Source organism: Pseudomonas idahonensis (assembly GCF_037903935.1).
GTDB lineage: Bacteria > Pseudomonadota > Gammaproteobacteria > Pseudomonadales > Pseudomonadaceae > Aquipseudomonas > Aquipseudomonas danubii.
Genome location: NZ_CP149586.1, coordinates 1,406,708 through 1,428,890, shown reverse-complemented (window position 1 = coordinate 1,428,890; position 22,183 = coordinate 1,406,708). Strand labels below are relative to the sequence as shown.

Genomic DNA, 22,183 nt, shown 5'->3' with positions numbered 1-22,183 from the left:
AGCAGCTCGTCGGACCGACTTGAAACTGTGCCCCTTCCGTGAACGTCACCCTGGCTGAAATCCCTGTGGGGCCTTTCTCCACGGCAAGATGCCATCACTGGACTTACGGTTACTCGGCTACACACTTTTGTCCGACAAAATAGCGCACCAGATTGGCGCGCACCTTCAGCGCGACGCCCTCTCCTGGGTCAGAATCCAGGGCGAGACCACCACGGCCCACAGCTGCGGATCACGCTCCAACAGATCGGACGCCCGCGTCGCAGACAGCTTTTCAACCTTCCCTTCGGCCAGCCAGGCCGCGACTTTTTGTGCCTGATTCTCCGCTACCGCCTGGGCCGCCTCGATCAGATCCAGGTCGGCGTCGACCCACAATAGGGCACCCTTGGCAAAGAACGGCTCCAGTTCCTTCCAGCTGATAGATGCGGTCTCACCAAGCAGCTTGGCATAGAGGGTGCTAGGTTCTTGAGTCATGGGACTGTCCAGAAATGAAATCGGCGCAATCATAACGTCGGTGCTCTGGCAGAAAAACCCAGAAGCAAATGCATCACCGATCGAGAAGCTCAGAAGCGCCAGGGACTGACGCCGAACCGGGCGCAAGCCACGCCGCAAATCTGTCTTTTTCTTTCGATTAAGCGACACCCCGCGTTTTTGCCCCCAGCCGCCAGCTTTTCAAGCGAACAACCGGCGCTCTACACTGTACCGGTACAGTTGCCAGGGGCACTTCCGACGGATATTCGCGATATATCTGATTCGGTTCTGCGACCAAGGCCGCCGGAACTATAAAAATTACAACAGTAAGAGTGGAGCACTATGAATAAGGCTACTAAGCAGATTTCCAAACTGTTTGCCGCTATGGTCCTGGCCGGTGTTGCCAGCCATTCGTTCGCAGCTGACACCATCAAGATCGGTATCGCCGGCCCCAAGACCGGCCCGGTAGCCCAGTACGGCGACATGCAGTTCAGTGGCGCGAAAATGGCCATCGAGCAGATCAACGCCAAGGGCGGCGTCAACGGCAAGAAGCTCGAAGCCGTTGAATACGATGACGCCTGTGATCCAAAACAAGCCGTGGCGGTGGCCAACAAAGTGGTCAACGATGGCGTCAAGTTCGTGGTCGGCCACCTGTGCTCCAGCTCCACTCAACCCGCTTCCGACATCTACGAAGATGAAGGCGTGATCATGATCACCCCGGCAGCCACCAGCCCGGACATCACCGCCCGTGGTTACAAAATGGTGTTCCGCACCATCGGCCTGGACAGCGCCCAGGGCCCTGCCGCCGGTAACTACATCGCCGACCACGTGAAGCCAAAAGTCGTTGCCGTCCTCCACGACAAACAGCAGTACGGTGAAGGCATCGCCAGCGCCGTGAAGCAGACCCTGGAGAAGAAAGGCACCAAGGTTGCCGTGTTCGAAGGCATCAACGCCGGCGACAAGGACTTCTCTTCGCTGATCGCCAAGCTCAAGCAAGCCAACGTCGACTTCGTCTACTACGGCGGCTACCACCCGGAGCTGGGCCTGATCCTGCGTCAATCCCAGGAAAAGGGCCTGAAGGCCAAGTTCATGGGGCCGGAAGGCGTGGGTAACGACTCCATCTCGCAGATCGCCAAGGACGCGTCCGAAGGCCTGCTGGTGACCCTGCCCAAATCCTTCGACCAGGACCCGGCCAACGTCGCCCTGGCTGACGCATTCAAGGCCAAGAAAGAAGACCCGAGCGGTCCTTTCGTATTCCCCTCCTACTCCGCGGTTGAAGTGATCGCTGGCGCCATCACCAACGCCAAGAGCGAAGACGCGGCCAAGGTGGCTGAAGCCATCCACGCCGGGACCTTCAAGACCCCGACCGGTGACTTGAGCTTCGACGCCAAGGGCGACTTGAAAGACTTCAAATTCGTGGTCTACGAGTGGCACTTCGGCAAACCTAAAACCGAAGTCTCTCCTCAGTAAGGCGCGCCCTGACTGACTGCCAATAAAGCCCACGGCTCGCCGTGGGCTTTGTTTTACGAATGTATGGGCCTGTGTTCCGTGATCCGGAATCCCGCCCACCTGAAAATCTCAAAACCGTCATCAGCGGTTCGCTGGCAAAACCCAGCCCGAAGTGGGTGCAGATCCACGGGGCCTGGGCGGGAAAATGACTCCACCAGTGAAATGCGTATCAGGTTTTTAGGAGCGTTGTAATGCCTGACCTCTATCACTTTTTCCAACAGCTGGTTAACGGTCTCACCGTTGGCAGCACGTATGCCCTGATCGCCATCGGCTATACGATGGTTTACGGCATCATTGGAATGATCAACTTCGCCCACGGCGAGGTGTACATGATCGGCTCCTATGTGGCGTTCATCGCCATCGCCGGGCTGGCCATGATGGGACTCGACAGCGTGCCGCTGTTGATGACCGCAGCCTTTATCGCGAGCATCGTCGTCACCAGTGCCTACGGCTACAGCATCGAACGGATCGCCTACCGCCCCTTGCGGGGCAGTAACCGCCTGATCCCGCTGATCTCGGCCATCGGCATGTCGATCTTCCTGCAGAACACCGTTCTGCTGGCGCAAGACTCCAAGGACAAATCCATTCCCAACCTGATCCCGGGCAATTTCTCCATCGGGCCAGGTGGCGCACATGAAGTGCTGATTTCCTACATGCAGATCGTGGTATTCGTGGTGACCCTGGTCGCCATGCTCGGTCTGACGCTGTTCATCTCCCGTTCTCGTCTGGGTCGCGCCTGCCGTGCCTGTGCCGAAGACATCAAGATGGCCAACCTCCTGGGGATCAATACCAACAACATCATCGCCCTGACCTTCGTGATCGGCGCCGCACTGGCTGCCATCGCCGCCGTGCTGCTGAGCATGCAATACGGTGTGATCAACCCCAACGCCGGTTTCCTGGTGGGCCTCAAGGCCTTCACCGCAGCGGTCTTGGGCGGCATCGGCAGTATCCCGGGCGCGATGCTCGGCGGGCTGGTGCTGGGGGTGGCCGAAGCCTTTGGCGCCGACGTGTTCGGCGACCAGTACAAGGACGTCGTGGCGTTCGGCCTGTTGGTTCTGGTGCTGTTGTTCCGTCCGACCGGCATTCTGGGCCGTCCGGAGGTTGAGAAAGTATGACTAGGAATCTTAAATCGGCGCTGTTCAGCGCCTTGCTGGTCTGGGCCGTCGCCTACCCGGTACTGGGCCTGAAACTGACCATCGTCGGCATCAACCTGGAAGTCCACAACACCAGCCCGACCATCCTGGCCACCATCGCGGTGTGCTCGGTGCTGATGTTCTTGCGGGTGCTGTTCCATAGCCAGATCAGCGCCGCCTGGAAGTCTTCTCCCAGCATGCCGCTGATTCCGGCCAAGGCCAGCAACTTCCTGACCCTGCCGGGCACCCAGCGCTGGATCATCCTGGCATTGATCGTTGTTGCCCTGGTCTGGCCATTCTTTGGCTCCCGCGGTGCGGTGGACATTGCCACGCTGATCCTGATCTACGTGATGCTGGGCCTGGGCCTGAACATCGTCGTCGGTCTGGCCGGCCTGCTGGACCTGGGTTACGTGGGGTTCTATGCCGTCGGTGCCTACAGCTACGCGCTGCTCTCGCACTACTTCGGCCTGAGCTTCTGGATCTGCCTACCGATCGCCGGGATGATGGCGGCCACCTTCGGCTTCCTGCTGGGCTTCCCGGTGCTGCGCCTGCGCGGTGACTACCTGGCGATCGTGACCCTGGGCTTTGGCGAGATCATCCGTCTGCTGCTACGCAACATGACCGATCTCACTGGCGGCCCGAACGGCATCAGCAACATCGACAAGCCGACCTTCTTCGGCCTGACCTTCGAGCGCAAGGCAGCAGAAGGCATGCAGACCTTCCATGAGTTCTTCGGCCTGCAATACAACTCAATCAACAAGGTGATCTTCCTCTACCTGGTGGCCCTGCTGCTGGCGCTGGCGGCGCTGTTCGTCATCAACCGCCTGCTGCGCATGCCCATCGGCCGTGCCTGGGAAGCCTTGCGTGAAGACGAGATTGCCTGCCGCGCGCTGGGCCTGAACCCCACCGTGATCAAGCTCTCGGCCTTTACCCTGGGCGCCGCGTTCGCCGGTTTCGCCGGCAGCTTCTTCGCCGCGCGCCAAGGCCTGGTGACCCCGGAGTCCTTCACCTTCATCGAGTCGGCGATCATCCTCGCCATCGTCGTGCTGGGTGGCATGGGCTCGCAGCTGGGTGTGATCCTGGCGGCGATCGTGATGATCCTCTTGCCTGAAATGATGCGTGAATTCAGCGAATACCGGATGTTGATGTTCGGCGCCATGATGGTGCTGATGATGATCTGGCGTCCTCAAGGTCTGCTGCCCATGCAACGTCCTCACATGGAGCTGCGCAAATGAGCCGTGAGATCCTCAAAGTAACCGGCCTGTCGATGCGCTTCGGCGGCCTGCTGGCGGTCAACGGCGTGGCCCTGACCGTCAAGGAAAAACAAGTGGTGGCATTGATCGGCCCGAACGGCGCCGGCAAGACCACGGTGTTCAACTGCCTGACCGGTTTCTACCAGCCCAGCGCTGGCAGCATCCTCCTGGACGGTGAGCCGATCGAAGGCCTGCCGGGCCACCAGATCGCCCGCAAGGGTGTGGTGCGAACCTTCCAGAACGTGCGCCTGTTCAAGGACATGACCGCGGTCGAGAACCTGTTGATCGCCCAGCACCGTCACCTGAACACCAACTTCCTGGCCGGTCTGTTCAAGACCCCGGCGTTCCGCAAGAGCGAGCGCGAGGCCATGGAGTACGCCGGCTACTGGCTGGACAAGGTCAACCTGCGGGAATTCGCCAACCGTCCCGCCGGCACCCTGGCCTACGGTCAGCAACGGCGTCTGGAAATCGCCCGCTGCATGATGACCCGCCCGCGGATCCTCATGCTCGACGAGCCGGCCGCCGGCCTCAACCCCAAGGAAACCGAGGACCTCAAAGCGCTGATCAGCGTGTTGCGTGAGGAGCACAACGTCACCGTGCTGCTGATCGAGCACGACATGAAGCTGGTCATGAGCATTTCCGACCACATCGTGGTGATCAACCAGGGCACGCCCCTGGCCGACGGCACGCCGGAACAGATCCGCGACAATCCCGAAGTGATCAAAGCCTACCTGGGGGAAGCGTAAATGCTGCAGTTCGAAAACGTTTCCACCTACTACGGCAAGATCCAGGCGTTGCACAGCGTCAACGTCGAGATCCGCCAGGGCGAAATCGTCACCCTGATCGGCGCCAACGGCGCCGGCAAATCCACCCTGCTGATGACCCTCTGCGGCTCGCCACAGGCCCACAGCGGCAGCATCCGTTACCTGGGTGAAGAGCTGGTGGGGCAAAGCTCGGCGCAGATCATGCGCAAGAGCATTGCCGTGGTGCCGGAAGGCCGCCGGGTGTTCGCCCGCCTGACCGTGGAAGAAAACCTCGCCATGGGCGGTTTCTTCACCGACAAGGGCGACTATCAGGAGCAGATGGACAAGGTCCTGGAGCTGTTTCCACGGCTCAAGGAGCGCTTCACCCAGCGCGGCGGCACCATGTCCGGCGGCGAGCAGCAGATGCTCGCCATCGGCCGGGCGCTGATGAGCAAGCCCAAGCTGTTGCTCCTGGACGAACCGTCCCTGGGCCTGGCGCCGATCATCATTCAGCAGATCTTCGACATCATCGAACAGCTGCGCCGCGACGGCGTGACGGTGTTCCTGGTGGAGCAGAACGCCAACCAGGCGCTGAAGATCGCCGACCGCGCCTATGTGCTGGAAAACGGCCGGGTGGTGATGCAAGGCACCGGCGAAGCGCTGCTGACCGATCCGAAGGTGCGCGAAGCCTATCTGGGCGGCTAAACACCTGCGTCACAAAAAACGGCCCTTCGGGGCCGTTTTTTTTTATTCCGGGATAAAAAACTGTCCCGGGCTGTAACGAATGCCAATGAGCCTTCTCTAGAGGGGTAAGCAAGCACAAATGCTTCCTTACCCAACCGATCTGGAGAAACATCATGAGCACCACTCGCACCCTGTCCGCCACCGCCCTAGTCCTGGCCCTGGGCTCCGCCCTGAGCATCGCTGCCGTCTCCACCACCGCCCACGCCGCCGACGACATGGAGAAATGCTTCGGCGTGGCCATGAAGGGCAAGAACGACTGCGCCGCGGGCGCCGGCACCAGCTGCGCCGGCACCTCCAAGGTCAACGACCAGGCCAACGCTTGGAAACTGGTGCCCAAGGGCACTTGCGAAAAAACCGCCAGCAGCACCTCGCCCACCGGTTTCGGCCAGCTCGAAGCCTTCAAAGCCAAGTCCTGATCCTGCGCCAGCCTGAGTGTCGATGATGAACACAGCCTTGATCCCACGTCCCCGCCACGACATTCAGGCGTCCACCCCGAGCCTGCCGCCCTGTGCAGGCCTGGGGCTCAAGAGCCAACACTTCAAGGACGTCCTCGAACAGCGTCCCGACATTGGCTTTTTCGAGGTGCATGCCGAGAACTACATGGTGGCGGGCGGGCCCTTCCATCATTACCTGGGCCTGATTCGCCAGGAGTATCCGCTGTCGCTGCACGGTGTCGGTCTGTCCATTGGCGGCGAAGGCCCCCTGGACAGCGAGCATCTGCGACGTCTGGCGGTCTTGATCGAGCGCTATCAACCCCAGTCCTTTTCCGAACACCTGGCCTGGTCCAGCCACGGCCCGGTGTTTCTCAACGACCTGCTGCCCCTGGCCTACGATGTGCCGACCCTGCAGCGGGTCTGCGACCACATCGACCAACTGCAGAATCATCTGGGGCGAACCATGCTGCTGGAAAACCCCGCTACCTACCTGCAGTTCCAACGCTCGACCCTGGACGAGACGGACTTCATCCGCGAAGTGATCCAGCGCAGCGGTTGCGGCCTGCTGCTGGACGTCAACAACCTCTACGTGTCCTGCATCAACCACCAGCGCGATCCCCTGGCCTATCTGCAGGCACTGCCGCTGCAGGCCGTGGGCGAGATCCATCTGGCCGGGTTCGCCGAAGACCGGGACAACCTCGGCGACCGCCTGTTGATCGACGACCACGGCGCCCCGGTGGACCGGGAAGTCTGGGCCCTGTACCAACAGGTGCTGGGGCGGATAGGCCCCATGGCCACCCTGATCGAACGGGACAATCAGGTGCCGAGCCTGACCACACTGCTGGGGGAGGCCGCTCAGGCCCAGGCGCTGTTACACCAGGCGCGGGTGCAGCCATGAGCAACCACGCCCTCTTTGCCCAGGCGCTACTGAGCGCCGAATCCATCTGCCCAGAGGGGCTTTGCAGCAGCAACGGCGCCGATCCGGCCAGTCGCTTCGCGGTCTATCGCAACAACGTGCAAGGCTCGCTGATCAACGCCCTGGCGGAGGCCTACCCAGTGCTGGCGCAACTGGTGGGGCAGACATTCTTCAACGCCATGGCCCGTCTGTATGTGCAGGATTTCCCTCCACACAGCCCGCTGCTCAACGACTACGGCCAGGACCTGGCGGACTTCATCCAGGGCTTCGCTCCGGCGGCGGCCCTGCCCTATCTGGCCGATATGGCACGCCTGGAACGGCTGCGGGTCGAGGCTTATCACGCCGCCGACGCCGAGCCTCTGCAACCGGCCCAACTGCTGGCGGCGATGAACCAGCCCGATCGCCTCGGCCAGCTCTGCCTGCAGTTGCATCCGTCACTGCGCACCCTGCACTCGGCGTTCGCCGTCGTCAGCCTGTGGGCCGCTCACCAGAGCGACGCTGCCTGGCCGGCGTTTGACCTGCACCAGAGCCAGCACGCCCTGGTGCTGCGCAATGCCATGGAAGTGCGGGTGATCGCACTGGACGCCGGCAGCGCCACCTTCATCGACAGCCTGCGCCACCACTGGCCGCTGGAAATCGCCGCCGCTTATGCCCTGGACGCCCAGGCCGACTTCGACCTGGGCCAGTGCCTGGGCCTGCTGCTGGCCCACGGCGCCCTCATCGACCTGCAACCTCACCAGAAGGCTTGACCATGAACACCCAGACACCTGCCCCCGTTAGCGGACTGCTGCACCGAATCATTCAAGGGTTCGAGCGTATTCCCTACAGCCTGATCGCCTTTATCGCGCGCTTTTCCATCGCCGCGGTATTCTGGAAATCCGGCCAGACCAAGGTCGAGGGACTGGCCATCGACCTGGTCGACGGCACCTTCGAACTGGGCTGGCCGCGTTTGGCGGACTCCACCATTCCCCTGTTCCAGAGCGAATACCACGTACCCCTGCTGAGCCCGGAAGTGGCGGCGCACCTGGCGGCCTATGCCGAGCACTTTTTCCCGGTGTTGATCCTGCTGGGACTGGCCACGCGCTTTTCCGCACTGGCGCTGCTGGGGATGACCCTGACCATCCAGCTTTTCGTCTACCCCGACGCCTACCCGACCCACGGCACCTGGGCGGCGATCTTGCTGCTGTTGGTGGCCCGTGGCCCGGGCATGTTTTCCCTCGACCACCTGCTGGCCCGGCATTTTCACCACCGTCCTCTGTAGCCGCTGCCGCAGGCTGCGAAAAGGGCCACAGCCCCTTGAACCGATTCAAGTTCGCACCCCACTGGCCGCGGCTACAGACGATCCAGCGCCTCACCGCTGCGGCGGAACCAGTCCATCAGGTAATCGGCCAGCACCTGGGTGCGCCTGGGTAGGCCGCCCTGATAGGGATGCACCAGGTACATCGGCATGCTGCGGGTCTGGTAGTCCCGCAACAGCCAGCGCAAGCGGCCATCGGCCAACTCGCTGTGCAGCATGTAGGAAGGCAGCCGGGCGATTCCCGCCCCCACCAGGGCGGCCTTCTTCAGCAGGTTGTAGTGATTGCTGGCAAAAGGACCGCTGACCCGCACCCGCAGCAGCTCGTGGCGCTGGTGATAGAGCCACTCTTCCCGCCCGCTGTAGTGGCTGTTGAGCAGGCAGCGATGCTCGGCCAGCTCCGCGGGAGTCTGCGGCTCACCGTACTGCTCCAGATAGGCCGGGCTGGCGCAGGTCATCTCATGCCAGGCCAGCAGCGGCCGGGCGACCAGGCGCTGATCGTTGGCCACTTCCGAGCGCACCGCCAGATCAAACCCCTCCCGGGCCAGGTCGCGGTAGCTGTTGTTCAGGTCCAGCTCGATCTGCACCTGGGGATAGTGCCGGGAGAACTCCAGCAGCAGGCCGTCGAAAAAGGTTTCGCCCAAGGACACCGGCACCGTCAGGCGCACCGGGCCGGCCATGTCGCCCTTGAGCCGCGCCAGGGCCTGATGCGCTCGCTCAACTTGAGCCACCAGCGCCTGGGCCTGAGGCAAAAGCGCCGCGCCGGCGGCGGTCAGGTCCAGGCGCCGAGTGGTGCGTTGCAATAGCACCACGGCGAACTTGGCTTCCAGAGCACTGATGCGCTTGGACAGCTGGCCCTTGCTGCACCCCAGTTGCTGGGCCGCCAGGGTAAAGCTGCCCGCCTCCACCAACACTGCAAACGCCACCAGATCATCCATCTCGCTCATGGATTGTTTCCATTTGAAAACCAAAGGTTGCCTATTAGCGCGTTAATCCATGGAAAAAACCACTCTAGACTGCAACCTCCCCCCCTTTTCGAGGAACAGCCCATGAAGATTCTCTTGATCGGTGCCAACGGCACCATTGGCTCGGCGGTAGACCGGGAACTGTCCCAGCGCCACGAAGTGATCCGTATCGGCCGCACCAGCGGTGACTTCCAGGTGGATATCAGTGATGCCCAGTCGATCCGCGCACTGTTCGAAAAGACCGGTCGCTTCGATGCGCTGGTCTGTGCCGCAGGCAACGTCACTTTCGCCCCCTTGGCAGAAATGACCGCCGAACACTTCAGCCTGGGCCTGCACGACAAACTGATGGGCCAGGTCAACCTGCTGCTGATCGGCCGCGAATACGCCAACGACGGTGCGTCCTTCACCTTCACCACCGGCGTGCTGAGCCACGACCCGATCCGCAGCGGCGCTTCGGCCGCCCTGGTCAACGGCGCCATCGACAGCTTCGTGCGGGCCGCCGCCATCGAGCTGCCGCGGGGCCTGCGAGTCAACTCCATCAGCCCCAACGTGCTGCAGGAAGCCATGGGCAGCTATGCCCCGTACTTTCGCGGCTTCAAGCCGGTGCCGGCGGCCGACGTGGCCCTGGCCTACGCCAAGAGCGTGGAAGGCCTGCAGACCGGCCAGACCTACCACGTCGGCTGATCCGGCTTGTGTAGGAGCTGGTTTGTGTAGGAGCTGGCTTGTCAGCGAAGGCGTCCTCCCGAACCACACAAGGCTCCAGGGCCTCTTCGCCGGCAAGCCGGTTCCTACGGTTGATGGCGCTGCTGCGTTCAATCCGGGGTTGTGGTGACCGGGCGGGCTGCGTAACGTGTCGGCTTCCGCTTGGAGGCCCCATGATGCGCACCGCCCGTTCACTGCTTTGCTTCGCCCTGTTACCGCTGTTTGCCGGCTGTCAGATGTTGCCGATGTTCAACTCTCAACCCGAGGCGCCCTCCATGGCCGGGCTGACCCGGATGCAGGGTGAACTCAGCGCGGCAGACGGCAAGTTGCTGTTCAAGCCCTGCGCCGAAGATCGCCGTTATGTGGTCAGCGATGGCGGCGACACCAGCGTGCTGCAAGAGGCCGCTACCCTGGCTGAAAAACAGGGCAAGCTGTTCGCCGACCTCCGGGGCAAGTTTTCCGCCAGCGGCAGCAGCGACGGGCAGCTGGACCTGCGCCAGCTGTATCGCATAAAACGTTCCGGCAATGCCTGCAACGACCCGAATTTCCAGCGTCTGATCCTGCGGGCCGGCGGCAAGAATCCGGCCTGGAATGTCGATGTCAGTGCCAAGGGCATGATGATCGAGCGCGCCGGCCAGCCAAACCTGGCCCTGCCGTATCTCGAAGAGCAACTGGGCGACGGCCGTTTCAACCTCAGCAGCGAAGCCAATCACCAGCGCGTGGAGCTTTGGGTCGCACCGCAACGCTGCGTCGACCCCGTTACCGGCAGCGTCCAGCACCTGAGCGCCGAGCTGCGGGTGGATGGTCAGGTGCAGCGCGGTTGCGGCTATTTCGGCGGCTCGCGCAACGACTGATTCGACGAGCAGCGGTTTTAGCCTCACGGCGACGGTGGATTGCGGCTTATAATCGCCGGTTTGTGCAAAGCAAGCCGGCGCACTGTTGCGCACCGCCTACCCGGATCCTGTCATGTTACGAATCACCGAACTCAAGTTGCCGATCGACCATCCCGATGAAGACCTGCGCGCCGCTATCGTGCAGCGCTTGGGGATCGCCAGCGATGACCTGCTCGATTTCACCTTGTTCAAACGCAGCTACGATGCGCGCAAGAAATCTTCCGAGCTGTGTTTCATCTACACCATCGACCTCAACGTGCGCGACGAAGCGGCGCTGCTGCTCAAGTTCGCCGACGACCGTAACGTCAACCCGGCGCCGGATGTCAGCTACAAGGTGGTGGGCCAGGCCCCGGCAGACCTGAGCGAGCGACCGATCGTGGTGGGTTTCGGCCCTTGCGGCATCTTTGCCGGCCTGTTGCTGGCACAGATGGGCTTCAAGCCGATCGTCCTCGAGCGCGGCAAGGAAGTGCGCCAGCGCACCAAGGACACCTGGGGCCTGTGGCGCAAAAGCGTGCTCAACCCCGAGTCCAACGTGCAGTTCGGCGAAGGCGGCGCCGGGACCTTCTCCGACGGCAAGCTCTACAGCCAGATCAAGGACCCGCAGCACCACGGCCGCAAGGTGCTCCACGAGTTCGTCAAGGCCGGTGCGCCAGACGAGATTCTCTACGTCAGCAAGCCGCACATCGGCACCTTCCGCCTCACTGGCGTGGTGGAAAACATGCGCCAGCAGATCATCGCCCTGGGCGGTGAAGTGCGCTTCGAGCAGCGGGTCACCGACGTGCTGATCGAAGACGGTCAATTGCAGGGCGTGGAACTGGCCAGCGGTGAACAACTGCATTCCCGGCACGTGATCCTGGCCCTGGGCCACAGCGCCCGCGACACCTTCCGCATGCTTCACAGTCGGGGCGTGTACATGGAAGCCAAGCCGTTCTCGGTGGGTTTCCGCATCGAACACCCGCAATCGCTGATCGACAGCGCGCGCCTGGGCAAGTACGCCGGCCACCCGAAACTCGGCGCCGCCGACTACAAGCTGGTGCACCACGCCAAGAACGGCCGTTCGGTCTACAGCTTCTGCATGTGCCCGGGCGGCACCGTGGTTGCCGCCACCTCTGAGCCAAACCGGGTGGTGACCAACGGCATGAGCCAGTACTCGCGCAACGAGCGCAATGCCAACTCGGGCATCGTGGTAGGCATCACTCCTGAAGTGGACTACCCGGGCGGGCCGTTGGCGGGTATCGAGTTGCAAGAGCGCCTGGAGTCTCACGCCTTCGTTCTGGGTGGCAGTAACTACCAGGCCCCGGCGCAGTTGGTGGGCGACTTCATCGCCGGCAAACCCACCACGGCACTGGGCAGCGTCGAGCCGTCCTACAAGCCCGGCGTGAGCCTGGGGGATCTGGCGCTGGCCCTGCCGGACTTCGCCATCGAGGCCATTCGCGAGGCGCTACCGGCCTTCGAACGGCAGATCAAGGGCTACTCGTTGCACGATGCGGTGCTGACCGGCATCGAGACCCGCACCTCATCGCCACTGCGCATTACCCGTGATGCCTCGATGCAGAGCCTGAATGTGAAGGGTCTGTACCCCGCTGGCGAAGGCGCCGGTTATGCCGGGGGAATTCTTTCCGCCGGAGTGGACGGGATTCGTATTGCCGAAGCCGTGGCCCGCGACATCCTCGGCATTCAGGCCTGACGCACCGGCCCTTTCGCCGGCAAGCCGGCTCCTACCGCCTGCCGTAGGAGCTGGCTCGCCAGCGAAGATGTCATCCAGGACAGTGCAAGGCTCAAGGGCCTCTTCGCCGGCAAGCCGGCTCCTACGACAGGTTCAGATGCCGGCGCGCAATACGCTGGCCGGGAGTGCCTCGCCACGCTCGACGCTGGCCGCTACCGCATCGATCAAGGCATCCAACTCATACCCCTGCTCCGCCAGCCACTGCTCATCGTAGTAAGTGGTCGCATAGCGCTCGCCACCGTCACAGAGAATTGCCACGATCGACCCCGTCTCACCCGCGGCGGCCATCTGCTGCGCGGCCATCAGTGCGCCAATCAGGTTGGTGCCGCTGGAGCCGCCAACCCGTCGGCCAAGGCGCTGGGCCAGGTAATGCATGGCCGCCAGGGACAAGGCATCCGGCACCTTGACCATGGCGTCGATCACTTTGGGCAGGAACGAAGCTTCGACCCGCGGCCGGCCGATGCCTTCGATCCGCGAACCGCAGTCCAAACGCAAACTAGCATCGCCGCTCAGGTAGTAGTCGAAGAACACCGAACGCTCGGCGTCGGCACACAACACCCGGGTGCCGTGCTGGCGATAACGCACGTAGCGACCCAGAGTCGCGGTAGTGCCGCCGGTACCAGGGCTGGAGATCAGCCAGCTGGGCTCGGGATAACGCTCGAAGCGTAGCTGCTGGAAGATCGACTCGGCAATGTTGTTGTTGGCCCGCCAGTCGGTGGCCCGCTCGGCGTAGGTGAATTGATCCATGAAGTGGCCGCCACTCTCCCGGGCCAGGCGCTCGGATTCGGCATAGATCTGCGTCGGGTCCTGCACCAGATGGCTCTTGCCACCATAGAAGGCGATCTGCGCGATCTTTTCCTGGGAGGTGGTGGCTGGCATCACGGCAATGAAAGGCAATCCCAGGAGACGGGCGAAATAGGCCTCGGAAATCGCCGTGGAGCCACTGGAGGCCTCGATCACTGGCGCACCGGGCTTGAGCCAGCCGTTACACAGGGCATAAAGAAACAGCGAGCGAGCCAGGCGGTGCTTGAGACTGCCGGTGGGATGGCTGGATTCATCCTTGAAATACAATTCAATGCCCGGCAGTCCCGGCAAAGGCAGCGGAATCAGGTGGGTGTCGGCGCTGCGCTGGAAGTCGGCTTCGATGATGCGGATGGCCTCACGGGCCCACTGGCGATTGTCACTCATGTTCTATTCTCGTCAGATCGAACGCCGTACCGGCGCAAGAAGATGAAATGCACCCGGCGGAGATGATCCGGGTTCGTGGCTGACTGGCGTTTTCCCGGGAAAAACAGCTCGGAACGGCCCTGAAAAGACATGTTATGAAATAACTTTCGGACCTTACAGGTACAGCTGGGAAGCAATTGGAAACACAACTGCAAAAGCGCATTTTCAAGCAGGCCCTTTAGCCTCTGCATATAACAAAAAAGAATATAATTTTTGTTTTAACAACTATCTGTACGGGTTAGGGTGTGCCACCTTTTTTAGATTTAGATGGAGAGCGACCTTGCCTCTGCGTAGCACTTTCACTCGTTTCTTTGCCATGGAAGCTGCCAGCGGTCTGTTATTGATCGCCGCTGCCATCCTGGCTCTCATCATCAACAACTCGCCACTGTCCTGGCTGTACAACGGCCTGCTGGAAACCCCGGTGGTGGCCCAGATCGGCGCCTTGAAGATCGCCAAACCGCTGTTGCTGTGGATCAACGACGGTCTGATGGCGCTGTTCTTCCTGCTGATCGGCCTTGAGGTCAAGCGCGAAGTCCTGGAAGGGCAACTGTCCAAGCCTTCGCAAATCGTCCTGCCGGGCATGGCGGCCATTGGCGGCATGCTGGTCCCGGCGCTGATCTACTGGTTTCTCAACCGGGACAATCCGGCGGCACTCAATGGCTGGGCGATTCCCACCGCCACCGACATCGCCTTCGCCCTGGGGGTCCTGGCCCTGCTGGGCAAGCGGGTGCCGACATCGCTGAAACTGTTCCTCATGACCCTGGCGATCATCGATGACCTGGGGGCCATCGTGATCATCGCGATCTTCTATTCCGGCGCCCTGTCGACCCTGTCACTGATGCTGGCGGCCGCCTGTATTGCCGCCCTGGTGGCGATGAACCGCATGGGGGTGGTGAAACTCGGGCCGTACATGATCATCGGCCTGATTCTCTGGGTTTGCGTGCTCAAGAGTGGTGTCCACGCCACCCTGGCCGGCGTGACCCTGGCCTTCTGCATTCCCTTGCGTACCCGTAATGCCGAACCCTCGCCCTCGCTGGCCCTGGAACATGCGCTGCATCCCTGGGTGGCGTTCGGCATCCTGCCACTGTTCGCCTTCGCCAACGCCGGCCTGTCCCTGAGCGGCGTGACCCTTGAGAGCTTCACCCACCATGTCCCCATGGGCATCGCCATCGGCCTGTTGCTGGGCAAGACCATCGGTGTGTTCGGCCTCAGCTGGTTGGCGGTCAAAGCCGGACTTACGGCCTTGCCTGCCGGCGCCAACTGGGGCCAGATCCTCGGGGTGGCAATTCTCTGCGGCATCGGCTTCACCATGAGCCTGTTCGTCGGCTCCCTGGCCTTCGTGCCCGGTAGCAGCGAATACGCCGGCATGGATCGCATGGGGATTCTCACCGGCTCGTTGCTGGCCGCACTGATTGGCTATGCGGTTACCGCCGCCGCCAGCCGCAAGAACACGGCGCCGGCCTCCTGATCCACACCGATCCGACCGCCTGAAAACACAAAACCCCGACCAGTTGCCTGGCCGGGGTTTTGTTTTGTAGCAGAAATATCAGCGGGTAACGCGGCTGGTACCGTTGACGCTCATGATGCGTACGCGATCGCCAACCCGGAACACTTCGTTTTCCTGTACCTGCTGTACATAGGCACGCATGCTGCCATCGTCTTCACGCACGGTGATTTCCACGCCCTGGGTACGGGTCAGACCTTCTTCAGTGGCCGAACCCAACAGACCGCCAGCTACCGCACCGATCACAGCGGTGACGATGCTGCCACGGCCGCCGCCGATGGCGCTGCCACCCACGCCACCAATCACAGCGCCAGCAGCGCCGCCGATGGGGGTCTTGGTGCCTTCGATTTTCACCGGACGCAGGGACTCGATGGTGCCCATACGCACGGTTTGCACACGACGTGCTTCATCACGGGAGTAGGAGTCACCGGTCAGGTTAGAGGCACAACCGCCGAGCAACATTGCCATCGTGGTGAAAGACGCAACCAGCAAAACAGACTTACGCATAGGATCAACTCCAAAGGACAGATAGCCATTAGACTCCGCAGCTTGACGCCTGTCACGGCACCGCCCGGATAAAATTGGTTTCATTCAGCCAAAGTACAGACTGCAAAAAAGCCAAACCGTCTCAATACGGTAACGCCGATTTCCAGCATAGCGCCAACCAGCAAGGGATTTTCATGGATTACTTCATCATCATCGTGACCACCATCGCCGGTCTGTATTTCCATTGGTGGCTCTACGTGCGCATCAAGCGTTGGGTGGACCGGGACCTGGCTTTGTCCCTGGCCGGAACCGATGAACAGAAGAAACAATTCATGCTGCAACAGCTGGCCGAGGCCCAACGCCAGAAAGTAAAACGCCGGGACCTGCCGCAATGGCTGGAAGCCGCTGCGGCCGGTTATCCCGGCGACTGACCTGCGCGCTTCAGGGGGCCAGGCGCTCCCGGCTCCACTGCCCCGCCTGCAGGCGATAGTTCAAACGGTCATGCAGGCGGCTGGGGCGACCCTGCCAGAACTCGATGCGCTCCGGCAGCAGGCGATAACCACCCCAATGTTCCGGGCAATCGGGCTGACTATCACTGAAACGCGCCTCGGTGGCCTTGAGCAATTCCTGCAACTCGTTGCGATCGGCGATCACCCGGCTTTGCGGTGAAGCCCAGGCCCCCAACCGACTCCCCAGAGGGCGCACCTGATAATAGGCATCAGACTCCTGGGGAGTGACCTTGACCACCCTTCCTTCGATCCGCACCTGACGCTCCAGGGTCGGCCAGAAGAAGGTCATGGCGGCAAAGGGCCGTGCGGCCAGTTGCTCGCCCTTGGCGCTTTCGTAGTTGGTGAAGAAGGTGAAACCCTGTTCATCCAGCCCCTTGAGCAACAAGATGCGGCAGTGGGGACGACCGTCGGTATCGACAGTCGCCAGCGTCATGGCATTGGCCTCTACCGGCGGTTGCTCGGTCTTCACCGCTTCGGCAAACCACTGATGAAACAGCGCGAAGGGTTCACCCGGGGCCTGAGCCTCGGACAAACCATCGCGGGTGTAATCCCGGCGCATATCAGCCAGAGACTGAGTCATGCCTGCTTCCTTATCCTTGAGAATCAGTTTTTAGCCTGAGCGGTAGCCGTTGTTTTCTTCGCTGGAGCTGCGGCCTTCTTCGCTGGAGCCTTCTTGGCGGCAGGCTTCTTGGCAACGGTGGACTTCTTCGCTGGCGCTGCGGCCTTTTTGCCGGAGGCGGCAGGAACGGGCGGCTTGGCGTCCTGCACGGCAACCATTTCGGTCTCGGACGGTGTCGGCTGGTTGTACTTGCTCAACAGGCCCAGCATGGTGCTGCGCTGAGTCAGCATGATTTCCACTCGACGGTTCAGCGAACGGCCTTGAGGGCTGTCATTGGCTGCACGCGGCATGACCGCACCCATGCCACGCAGCATCAGGCGGTCCTGCTTCAAGCCGCTGAGGCTGAAGATGGCAGCAACAGACTGGGCGCGATCACGGCTCAGCTTCTGGTTGGCCAGGGTCGGGCCAGTCGCATCGGCGTGGCCGAGAATCAGTACGGCGGTCTTGGGGTCACCTTCAACAGCCTTGGCCACGCGGGTGAATGGGCCCAGGGTCACCGGCAGCAGCATGGCTGGACGGTCCGGGTTGAAGGACGCATCGACCAGCGCAGTCACCACCAGCACGTTTTCACGACGTTCTACTTGCAGCTTGCTGTCCTTCACCGCTTCACGCAGGCGCGGCTCGTAGTCGTCCAGCCAGGCCTGGGTGATTTTCGGGTCGGGCATTGGAATGTCCGCCACATTGACCTTGCTCAGGGGCTTGGGCTGGCTCTTGGCAAACGGCCACCACCAGTGGGTCTCGGAGTCGGCGGCCTTGGCGACCTCTGGAGCTGGAGTCGGCTCGGCTTTCTTGGTCTCAGCCACAGGCTTGTCGGCGGATTCCTTGGAGGAGAACGGCCACCACCAGTTGCTGCTCTCGGCCTTGGCGGCAGGAGCGGCAGGTGCTGCGGCTACAGGGGCAGGAGCTGGAGCTGGCTCGGCTGCTGCCGTCTTGGCGGCAACCGGAGCTTTGCCTGCCGGTGCTGCCTGCTTCGCGGAGGCGGTGGTTTTACCGGCAGCGGCCGCAGGAACTGCGGGCTTGGCCGCCACTGCCGGCTTGCCTGCTGGAGCGACAGGAGCTGGCGCTTCAGCTGCGACGGGTTTTTCAGCGGCCTGCGGGGCTTCCTTGCTGCTGGCCTTATCGGACCCGAACGACCACCAATGGCCGCCATCCGCTTCATTTTGTGGGGTTTGTGCACAACCGGTGACGGTCAGGCAGATGGCCAAGGCTAGAGACTTGTTCGACGACATGGGATATCCACAAAATGAGATAAAAAATTCGGTCTACATGACCGGTACAAACAGACGCTTGGAAATTATAAAAGCCACAGGGTTCCGTCCTGCAGCTTTCCAAGCATGTTTAAGCAAAAAAGTGCTTAACAGCAACCTTTTTACAGACAATCCGACAAAGCCCGCACCAGCTTCTGTGCCCGTGGATCCATCAATACATAAGGCCCCAGGGTATTTGTCACAAAACCGAACGCCACATCATGCTCCGGGTCAGCAAAACCGATGGAACCCCCGGCCCCCGGATGCCCGAACGCCCGAGCCCCCAGGCCAAAAGTGGCATTGGCGACCTGGGGTTGATCAAGCATGCAGCCCAGGCCGAATCGGGTCTGGGTCAGCAGGGTCTTGTCCATGCCCAGGCTGTGTTCGCGGGTCAGCTCTTCGAGCATATCGGCCTCCAGCAAGCTGCCATCGAGCAGGCCGCTGTAGAACCCGGCGAGACTGCGTGCGTTGCCATGGCCATTGGCGGCCGGCTGCTGCATGCGCCGCCATTCGGGTTTGTTGGTGCTGGTCATGATAGACGGTGGATTGGTGAAGGCCCGGGTGGTCATGGCCGTCGGCTCGCGCAGGGTCACCTGCAGCAAGCGCTGGGCTGCTGCGTCACCCACATTGCCCTTGCCACGGGCGATATGCGCCACCCGATGGAACTCTTCGTCGGCCAGGCCGACATGGAAGTCCAGCCCCAGGGGTCTTGCCACCCGGGCCGCAATGGACTCTCCCGGACCGCGTCCATCGGCGCGTCGGATCAGTTCACCCACCAACCAGCCATAGGTGATAGCGGCATAGCCATGCCCGTCACCCGGCGTCCACCAGGGCTGCTCGGCGGCCAGGGCATCGACCATGGTCTGCCAGTCGTAGAGGGCCTCGGCAGGCAGCAACTCGCGCAGGGCCGGCAAGCCCGCCTGATGACAGAGTAATTGGCGCAAGGTAATGGCAGCTTTGCCTGCTGCGGCGAACTCCGGCCAGTAACTGGCGACCGGCGCATCCAGCCGGAGCTTGCCTTCGGCCACCAGTTGCAGGGCAGTGACCGCAGTGAAGGTCTTGGTGCAGGAGAACAGATTGGCGATGGTGTCGCTGTGCCAGGCCTCGGCGCCGTCCTTGTCGGCGGTGCCGGCCCACAGGTCGATGACGGTTTCTCCGCCGATCTGGATGCACAGCGCCGCGCCGCGCTCCTGGGGATCGTCGAACAGTGCCGCGAAGGCTTCGCGTACCGCCTCGAATTTAAGTTCGTAATGACCCTGAATCTGCACCCTGACTCCCCCAGCACATTTGATCGACAACGAGGCGCGCATTGTTCCAGCCCGAAACGGATTTGGGAACAGCCAACAGGGCTCTGCGCATGGCGGCAGAGCCCCGGATCGGTCAATGACCGTTAGCGGAATGGCCGCCAGCGTGCTCACCCGCGCCCTTGCCTTCGTGGCCCTTGCCCGCTTCCTCGCTGCCATGCTCGGCGGCTTCAGCCTGCTGCGCCTGAACCCGGGCCTTCTGTGTTTCCTTGGCCAGTTGTTCAATCGCCTGCAGGTTGCTCTTGCGCACATTGTCGACAAAACCCTGGAAGGGCACATCGGTAATGCCCACCAGGCCAAAATGGCCATTTTCACCGTCCAGCAGACGTCCGGTTACCGGTTGGTCGAGATACTGGAACCAATGCACACCGACAATCGATGGCTCACTCACGGCCTGTTTGAGGAAGTTGGCGTAGGCCGGTCCACGATCTTCCTCCCGAGCCAGCTCGGTCACCCCGCCCCAGAACGGGCCACGATCCCGGGAGCCGAAATTGAACTCGGTCACCAGCACCGGCTTGTCCAGGCTGCGCAGGTACGCAAAGTCCTGACCGTCCTGAGGCTTGAGGGTGTACATGTTGAAGCTCAGCACATCGCAGTACTGGGCACAGGCCGCCACCGCCTCGGGATTGCTGACGGCAAAGCGACCGCCCAGCAGCAGATGGTTGGGGGCATGCCACTTCAGCGAGTCGGCGATGGTCTTGAAATAGGTCTCGGCAAAGACTTTCTGGAAATACTTGAAGTCAGCCTCGATCTCCGGGTGTTCGGGACTTGGCTGTGGCGGCACGAAACCCGGGTCTTCCATCAACTCCCAGGCCGGCAGATCGATGCCCCAGGCTTTCGACAGGCCCGCCTGGTTACGATATTTGTCCCGCAGTTGCTTGAGGAAGGCCCGTTTGGCCGGCACATCGGTGGTCAGGCGCAGGGTGCCGTAGGCCAGGGCATAGCGGGCTTTTGGATCATCACCGGGACCGGCCCAGGCCAGCTCGTTGTCGGCAAAATAACCAATCAGCCAGGGATCATCCCGATGGTCGCGGGCGGCGATGGCCACGGCGCGCTCGGTGGCCATGGCAAAGCGCGGATCGAAGGGGTCCGGCATGCCGCCCCACCAATCACTGCCCGTACTGATGCTGGCGTAATCACCCACGATGGACAGCGGCAAGGTGTAGGGCACCCGGTCGGCAGCCCCCAGCGCCGGGGCGCTCCAGTTGCCGATGGTGTTGAACCCCCAGGCCTGCAAGCGGTCCAGGGTGTGGCTGACCCAGCGTCGCTCATCGAAGGTCGGTGTCGCGCATGGGGCTGCGGCGGCTTCAGGCGCCGCTGGCTTGGGCTCGGTACTGGAGGCTTCGGCCGGAGCTTCGCTGGCCATTGCACAGGGGGCGCTGTAGGTACGTTGCAGGTTGGCCCGATAGAAGTCGTACCAGCGGCCGGCGTTGTAACCACGTCCCCGGTCGGCGCCGTTGCCGCCACGGTTGTCGCCCTCACCGTAATGGCTCGCCAGGGGCTCGCCGTCCTTGGGCAAGGCGCTGAACATCCACTCACGCCCGGCGACATAGGTCTGGCTGTTATCCGGGGCCACGGTGTTGACGCCCAGGGAGTAGAACGGGTGACCTTGCGGAGTCACCAGGAACCAGCGCCCGTCACGCTTTTCCGTGCGGAAGAAGCCGCTGGCCTTGAAGCTCGGGCCCTTGTCCCAGCCGCCAAACTTGTCCAGGGAAGTCTTCTCGCGCTCGCCAAGCCACGCCTTGAGTTGCTGCTGTTCCTTGGCATCGGCCGCCTTGAGCTGATCGTCGCTGGTAATCTTTTCCGGCCAGCGGGACCGGGTCGACTGGCCATAGCCATCCACCAGGGAACCGTAGACCGCCTTGATCACGCCCTCGCCGTCCTGCACGCCAAAGCGCTCGAGGAGGATACTCTGAGCGGCCTTGGGGCTATCCAGGGACAAGGTCACCGACACCACCTGGCTGCGGTCCAATTGTCCCTCGCTGCTGGCCAGCAGGATGCGTTGGCCGTCCACGGTCATCGGCATCGGCGGCGCGGCCTTCATGCCCTGGCTCAGGGGAGTGTTGGCCACCAATGGCACCAGCAGGGTCTGCGCCGGCCCCGCGGGCAGATCGACGCGGCTGACCAGGGTCTTGCCGTCGTTGCTTTGAATGGTCACATAGAGGGTCAGGGCCCAGTTCATCGCGCTCTGGATGCGCAGGCTCATCATCCCCGACTGCGACCAGTCCCAAGCGCCGCTCTGGGGCGTCAGGGTCAGGCTGGGCCGACTGGTCGGGTTGAAGATGATGCGCCGCAGCACTTCGCCTTCGGCCGTTTGCTCCGCGTTGGACTGCGGCAGGCTGGCATCTTGTGTCGCCACCTGCACCACAGCGGCAGGCCGGACAAAGTTGAACAGCGTCTGTTGTCCGGTCGGGGCCGCCCACACAGGCGCGGTAAACAACAGGGCAAATACAGCGGGCAACGAACGGCGAATCATATGAACCTGGCTCTCCCTAAAGACCGATAAA

At 62.2% G+C, this 22,183-nt stretch carries 22 protein-coding genes; 14 read left to right on the top strand and 8 right to left on the bottom strand.

What is annotated here, in order from left to right; genetic code table 11:
* Positions 1–165: 165 nt before the first annotated feature.
* Positions 166–471 (bottom strand): DUF2288 domain-containing protein, encoded by a 306-nt coding sequence (locus tag WIN67_RS06505; protein WP_102878633.1) that lies wholly within the window; start codon positions 469–471, stop codon positions 166–168.
* 339 nt (positions 472–810) lie between these two features.
* Between WIN67_RS06505 and WIN67_RS06500 the strand changes: the two genes are divergently transcribed.
* The 9 genes from WIN67_RS06500 (at position 811) to WIN67_RS06460 (ending at position 8,461) form a co-directional block, all read left to right on the top strand.
* Complete coding sequence (locus WIN67_RS06500) at positions 811–1,938, top strand: branched-chain amino acid ABC transporter substrate-binding protein (protein WP_102861479.1); 1,128 nt, start codon at positions 811–813, stop codon at positions 1,936–1,938.
* A gap of 230 nt (positions 1,939–2,168) precedes the next feature.
* Positions 2,169–3,092 carry a high-affinity branched-chain amino acid ABC transporter permease LivH gene (livH, locus tag WIN67_RS06495; RefSeq protein WP_102861478.1) on the top strand — a complete coding sequence of 308 codons (924 nt, stop codon included), beginning with the start codon at positions 2,169–2,171 and terminating at the stop codon, positions 3,090–3,092.
* Positions 3,089–4,345, top strand: a complete 1,257-nt coding sequence (locus WIN67_RS06490; protein WP_102861477.1) for a high-affinity branched-chain amino acid ABC transporter permease LivM — start codon at positions 3,089–3,091, stop codon at positions 4,343–4,345. The genes livH and WIN67_RS06490 overlap by 4 nt, the downstream gene beginning before the upstream one ends.
* Positions 4,342–5,109: a high-affinity branched-chain amino acid ABC transporter ATP-binding protein LivG gene (gene livG / locus WIN67_RS06485; RefSeq protein ID WP_016967588.1), complete on the top strand. Its 768-nt coding sequence runs from the start codon at positions 4,342–4,344 to the stop codon at positions 5,107–5,109. The genes WIN67_RS06490 and livG overlap by 4 nt, the downstream gene beginning before the upstream one ends.
* Positions 5,110–5,811 carry an ABC transporter ATP-binding protein gene (locus tag WIN67_RS06480; RefSeq protein ID WP_025127774.1) on the top strand — a complete coding sequence of 234 codons (702 nt, stop codon included), beginning with the start codon at positions 5,110–5,112 and terminating at the stop codon, positions 5,809–5,811.
* A gap of 149 nt (positions 5,812–5,960) precedes the next feature.
* Positions 5,961–6,266: a DUF2282 domain-containing protein gene (locus WIN67_RS06475; RefSeq protein ID WP_102861476.1), complete on the top strand. Its 306-nt coding sequence runs from the start codon at positions 5,961–5,963 to the stop codon at positions 6,264–6,266.
* A 22-nt stretch (positions 6,267–6,288) separates the two neighbouring features.
* Positions 6,289–7,182 (top strand): DUF692 domain-containing protein, encoded by an 894-nt coding sequence (locus tag WIN67_RS06470; protein ID WP_372820913.1) that lies wholly within the window; start codon positions 6,289–6,291, stop codon positions 7,180–7,182.
* A complete protein-coding gene (locus tag WIN67_RS06465; protein WP_110595000.1) occupies positions 7,179–7,949 on the top strand; it encodes a DNA-binding domain-containing protein in 771 nt (256 codons plus the stop codon). Before WIN67_RS06470 ends, WIN67_RS06465 begins: the two co-directional genes overlap by 4 nt.
* Before the next feature lie 2 nt (positions 7,950–7,951).
* Complete coding sequence (locus WIN67_RS06460) at positions 7,952–8,461, top strand: DoxX family protein (RefSeq protein WP_339070784.1); 510 nt, start codon at positions 7,952–7,954, stop codon at positions 8,459–8,461.
* Between the two features lie 71 nt (positions 8,462–8,532).
* Here the strand turns inward: WIN67_RS06460 and WIN67_RS06455 are convergent, their stop codons facing one another.
* Complete coding sequence (locus tag WIN67_RS06455) at positions 8,533–9,441, bottom strand: LysR family transcriptional regulator (protein WP_339070783.1); 909 nt, start codon at positions 9,439–9,441, stop codon at positions 8,533–8,535.
* Between the two features lie 102 nt (positions 9,442–9,543).
* Here WIN67_RS06455 and WIN67_RS06450 point away from each other — a divergent pair, with 102 nt between their 5' ends.
* The 3 genes from WIN67_RS06450 (at position 9,544) to WIN67_RS06440 (ending at position 12,741) form a co-directional block, all read left to right on the top strand.
* A complete protein-coding gene (locus WIN67_RS06450) occupies positions 9,544–10,143 on the top strand; it encodes a short chain dehydrogenase (RefSeq protein WP_102878627.1) in 600 nt (199 codons plus the stop codon).
* A 194-nt stretch (positions 10,144–10,337) separates the two neighbouring features.
* Positions 10,338–11,015: a hypothetical protein gene (locus WIN67_RS06445; RefSeq protein WP_339071685.1), complete on the top strand. Its 678-nt coding sequence runs from the start codon at positions 10,338–10,340 to the stop codon at positions 11,013–11,015.
* A gap of 112 nt (positions 11,016–11,127) precedes the next feature.
* Entirely contained in the window at positions 11,128–12,741 is a 1,614-nt protein-coding gene (locus WIN67_RS06440) for an NAD(P)/FAD-dependent oxidoreductase (protein WP_102861470.1), read from the top strand.
* 132 nt (positions 12,742–12,873) lie between these two features.
* On the opposite strand, the gene WIN67_RS06435 is transcribed toward WIN67_RS06440, so the two are convergent.
* Positions 12,874–13,968 carry a PLP-dependent cysteine synthase family protein gene (locus WIN67_RS06435; protein ID WP_102878624.1) on the bottom strand — a complete coding sequence of 365 codons (1,095 nt, stop codon included), beginning with the start codon at positions 13,966–13,968 and terminating at the stop codon, positions 12,874–12,876.
* A gap of 319 nt (positions 13,969–14,287) precedes the next feature.
* Between WIN67_RS06435 and nhaA the strand changes: the two genes are divergently transcribed.
* On the top strand, positions 14,288–15,475 hold the full coding sequence (gene nhaA / locus WIN67_RS06430; RefSeq protein WP_213664830.1) for a Na+/H+ antiporter NhaA: 1,188 nt from the start codon (positions 14,288–14,290) through the stop codon (positions 15,473–15,475).
* Positions 15,476–15,553: 78 nt separating this feature from the next.
* Here nhaA and WIN67_RS06425 read toward each other — a convergent pair whose 3' ends face one another.
* Positions 15,554–16,018 carry a glycine zipper 2TM domain-containing protein gene (locus WIN67_RS06425; protein ID WP_025127763.1) on the bottom strand — a complete coding sequence of 155 codons (465 nt, stop codon included), beginning with the start codon at positions 16,016–16,018 and terminating at the stop codon, positions 15,554–15,556.
* Between the two features lie 173 nt (positions 16,019–16,191).
* Here WIN67_RS06425 and WIN67_RS06420 point away from each other — a divergent pair, with 173 nt between their 5' ends.
* Positions 16,192–16,428, top strand: a complete 237-nt coding sequence (locus WIN67_RS06420) for a hypothetical protein (protein ID WP_102878622.1) — start codon at positions 16,192–16,194, stop codon at positions 16,426–16,428.
* 10 nt (positions 16,429–16,438) lie between these two features.
* On the opposite strand, the gene pdxH is transcribed toward WIN67_RS06420, so the two are convergent.
* The 4 genes from pdxH to WIN67_RS06400 form a co-directional block, all read right to left on the bottom strand.
* Positions 16,439–17,086 (bottom strand): pyridoxamine 5'-phosphate oxidase, encoded by a 648-nt coding sequence (gene pdxH, locus WIN67_RS06415; RefSeq protein WP_110594995.1) that lies wholly within the window; start codon positions 17,084–17,086, stop codon positions 16,439–16,441.
* 23 nt (positions 17,087–17,109) lie between these two features.
* Positions 17,110–18,354: an OmpA family protein gene (locus tag WIN67_RS06410; RefSeq protein ID WP_339070782.1), complete on the bottom strand. Its 1,245-nt coding sequence runs from the start codon at positions 18,352–18,354 to the stop codon at positions 17,110–17,112.
* A 140-nt stretch (positions 18,355–18,494) separates the two neighbouring features.
* Entirely contained in the window at positions 18,495–19,640 is a 1,146-nt protein-coding gene (locus WIN67_RS06405) for a serine hydrolase domain-containing protein (protein WP_102878620.1), read from the bottom strand.
* 112 nt (positions 19,641–19,752) lie between these two features.
* The gene (locus tag WIN67_RS06400) at positions 19,753–22,152 is read right to left on the bottom strand and encodes a beta-galactosidase (RefSeq protein ID WP_306398297.1); all 2,400 of its coding nucleotides are present in this window, start codon (positions 22,150–22,152) and stop codon (positions 19,753–19,755) included.
* Between the last annotated feature and the right edge of the window lie 31 nt (positions 22,153–22,183).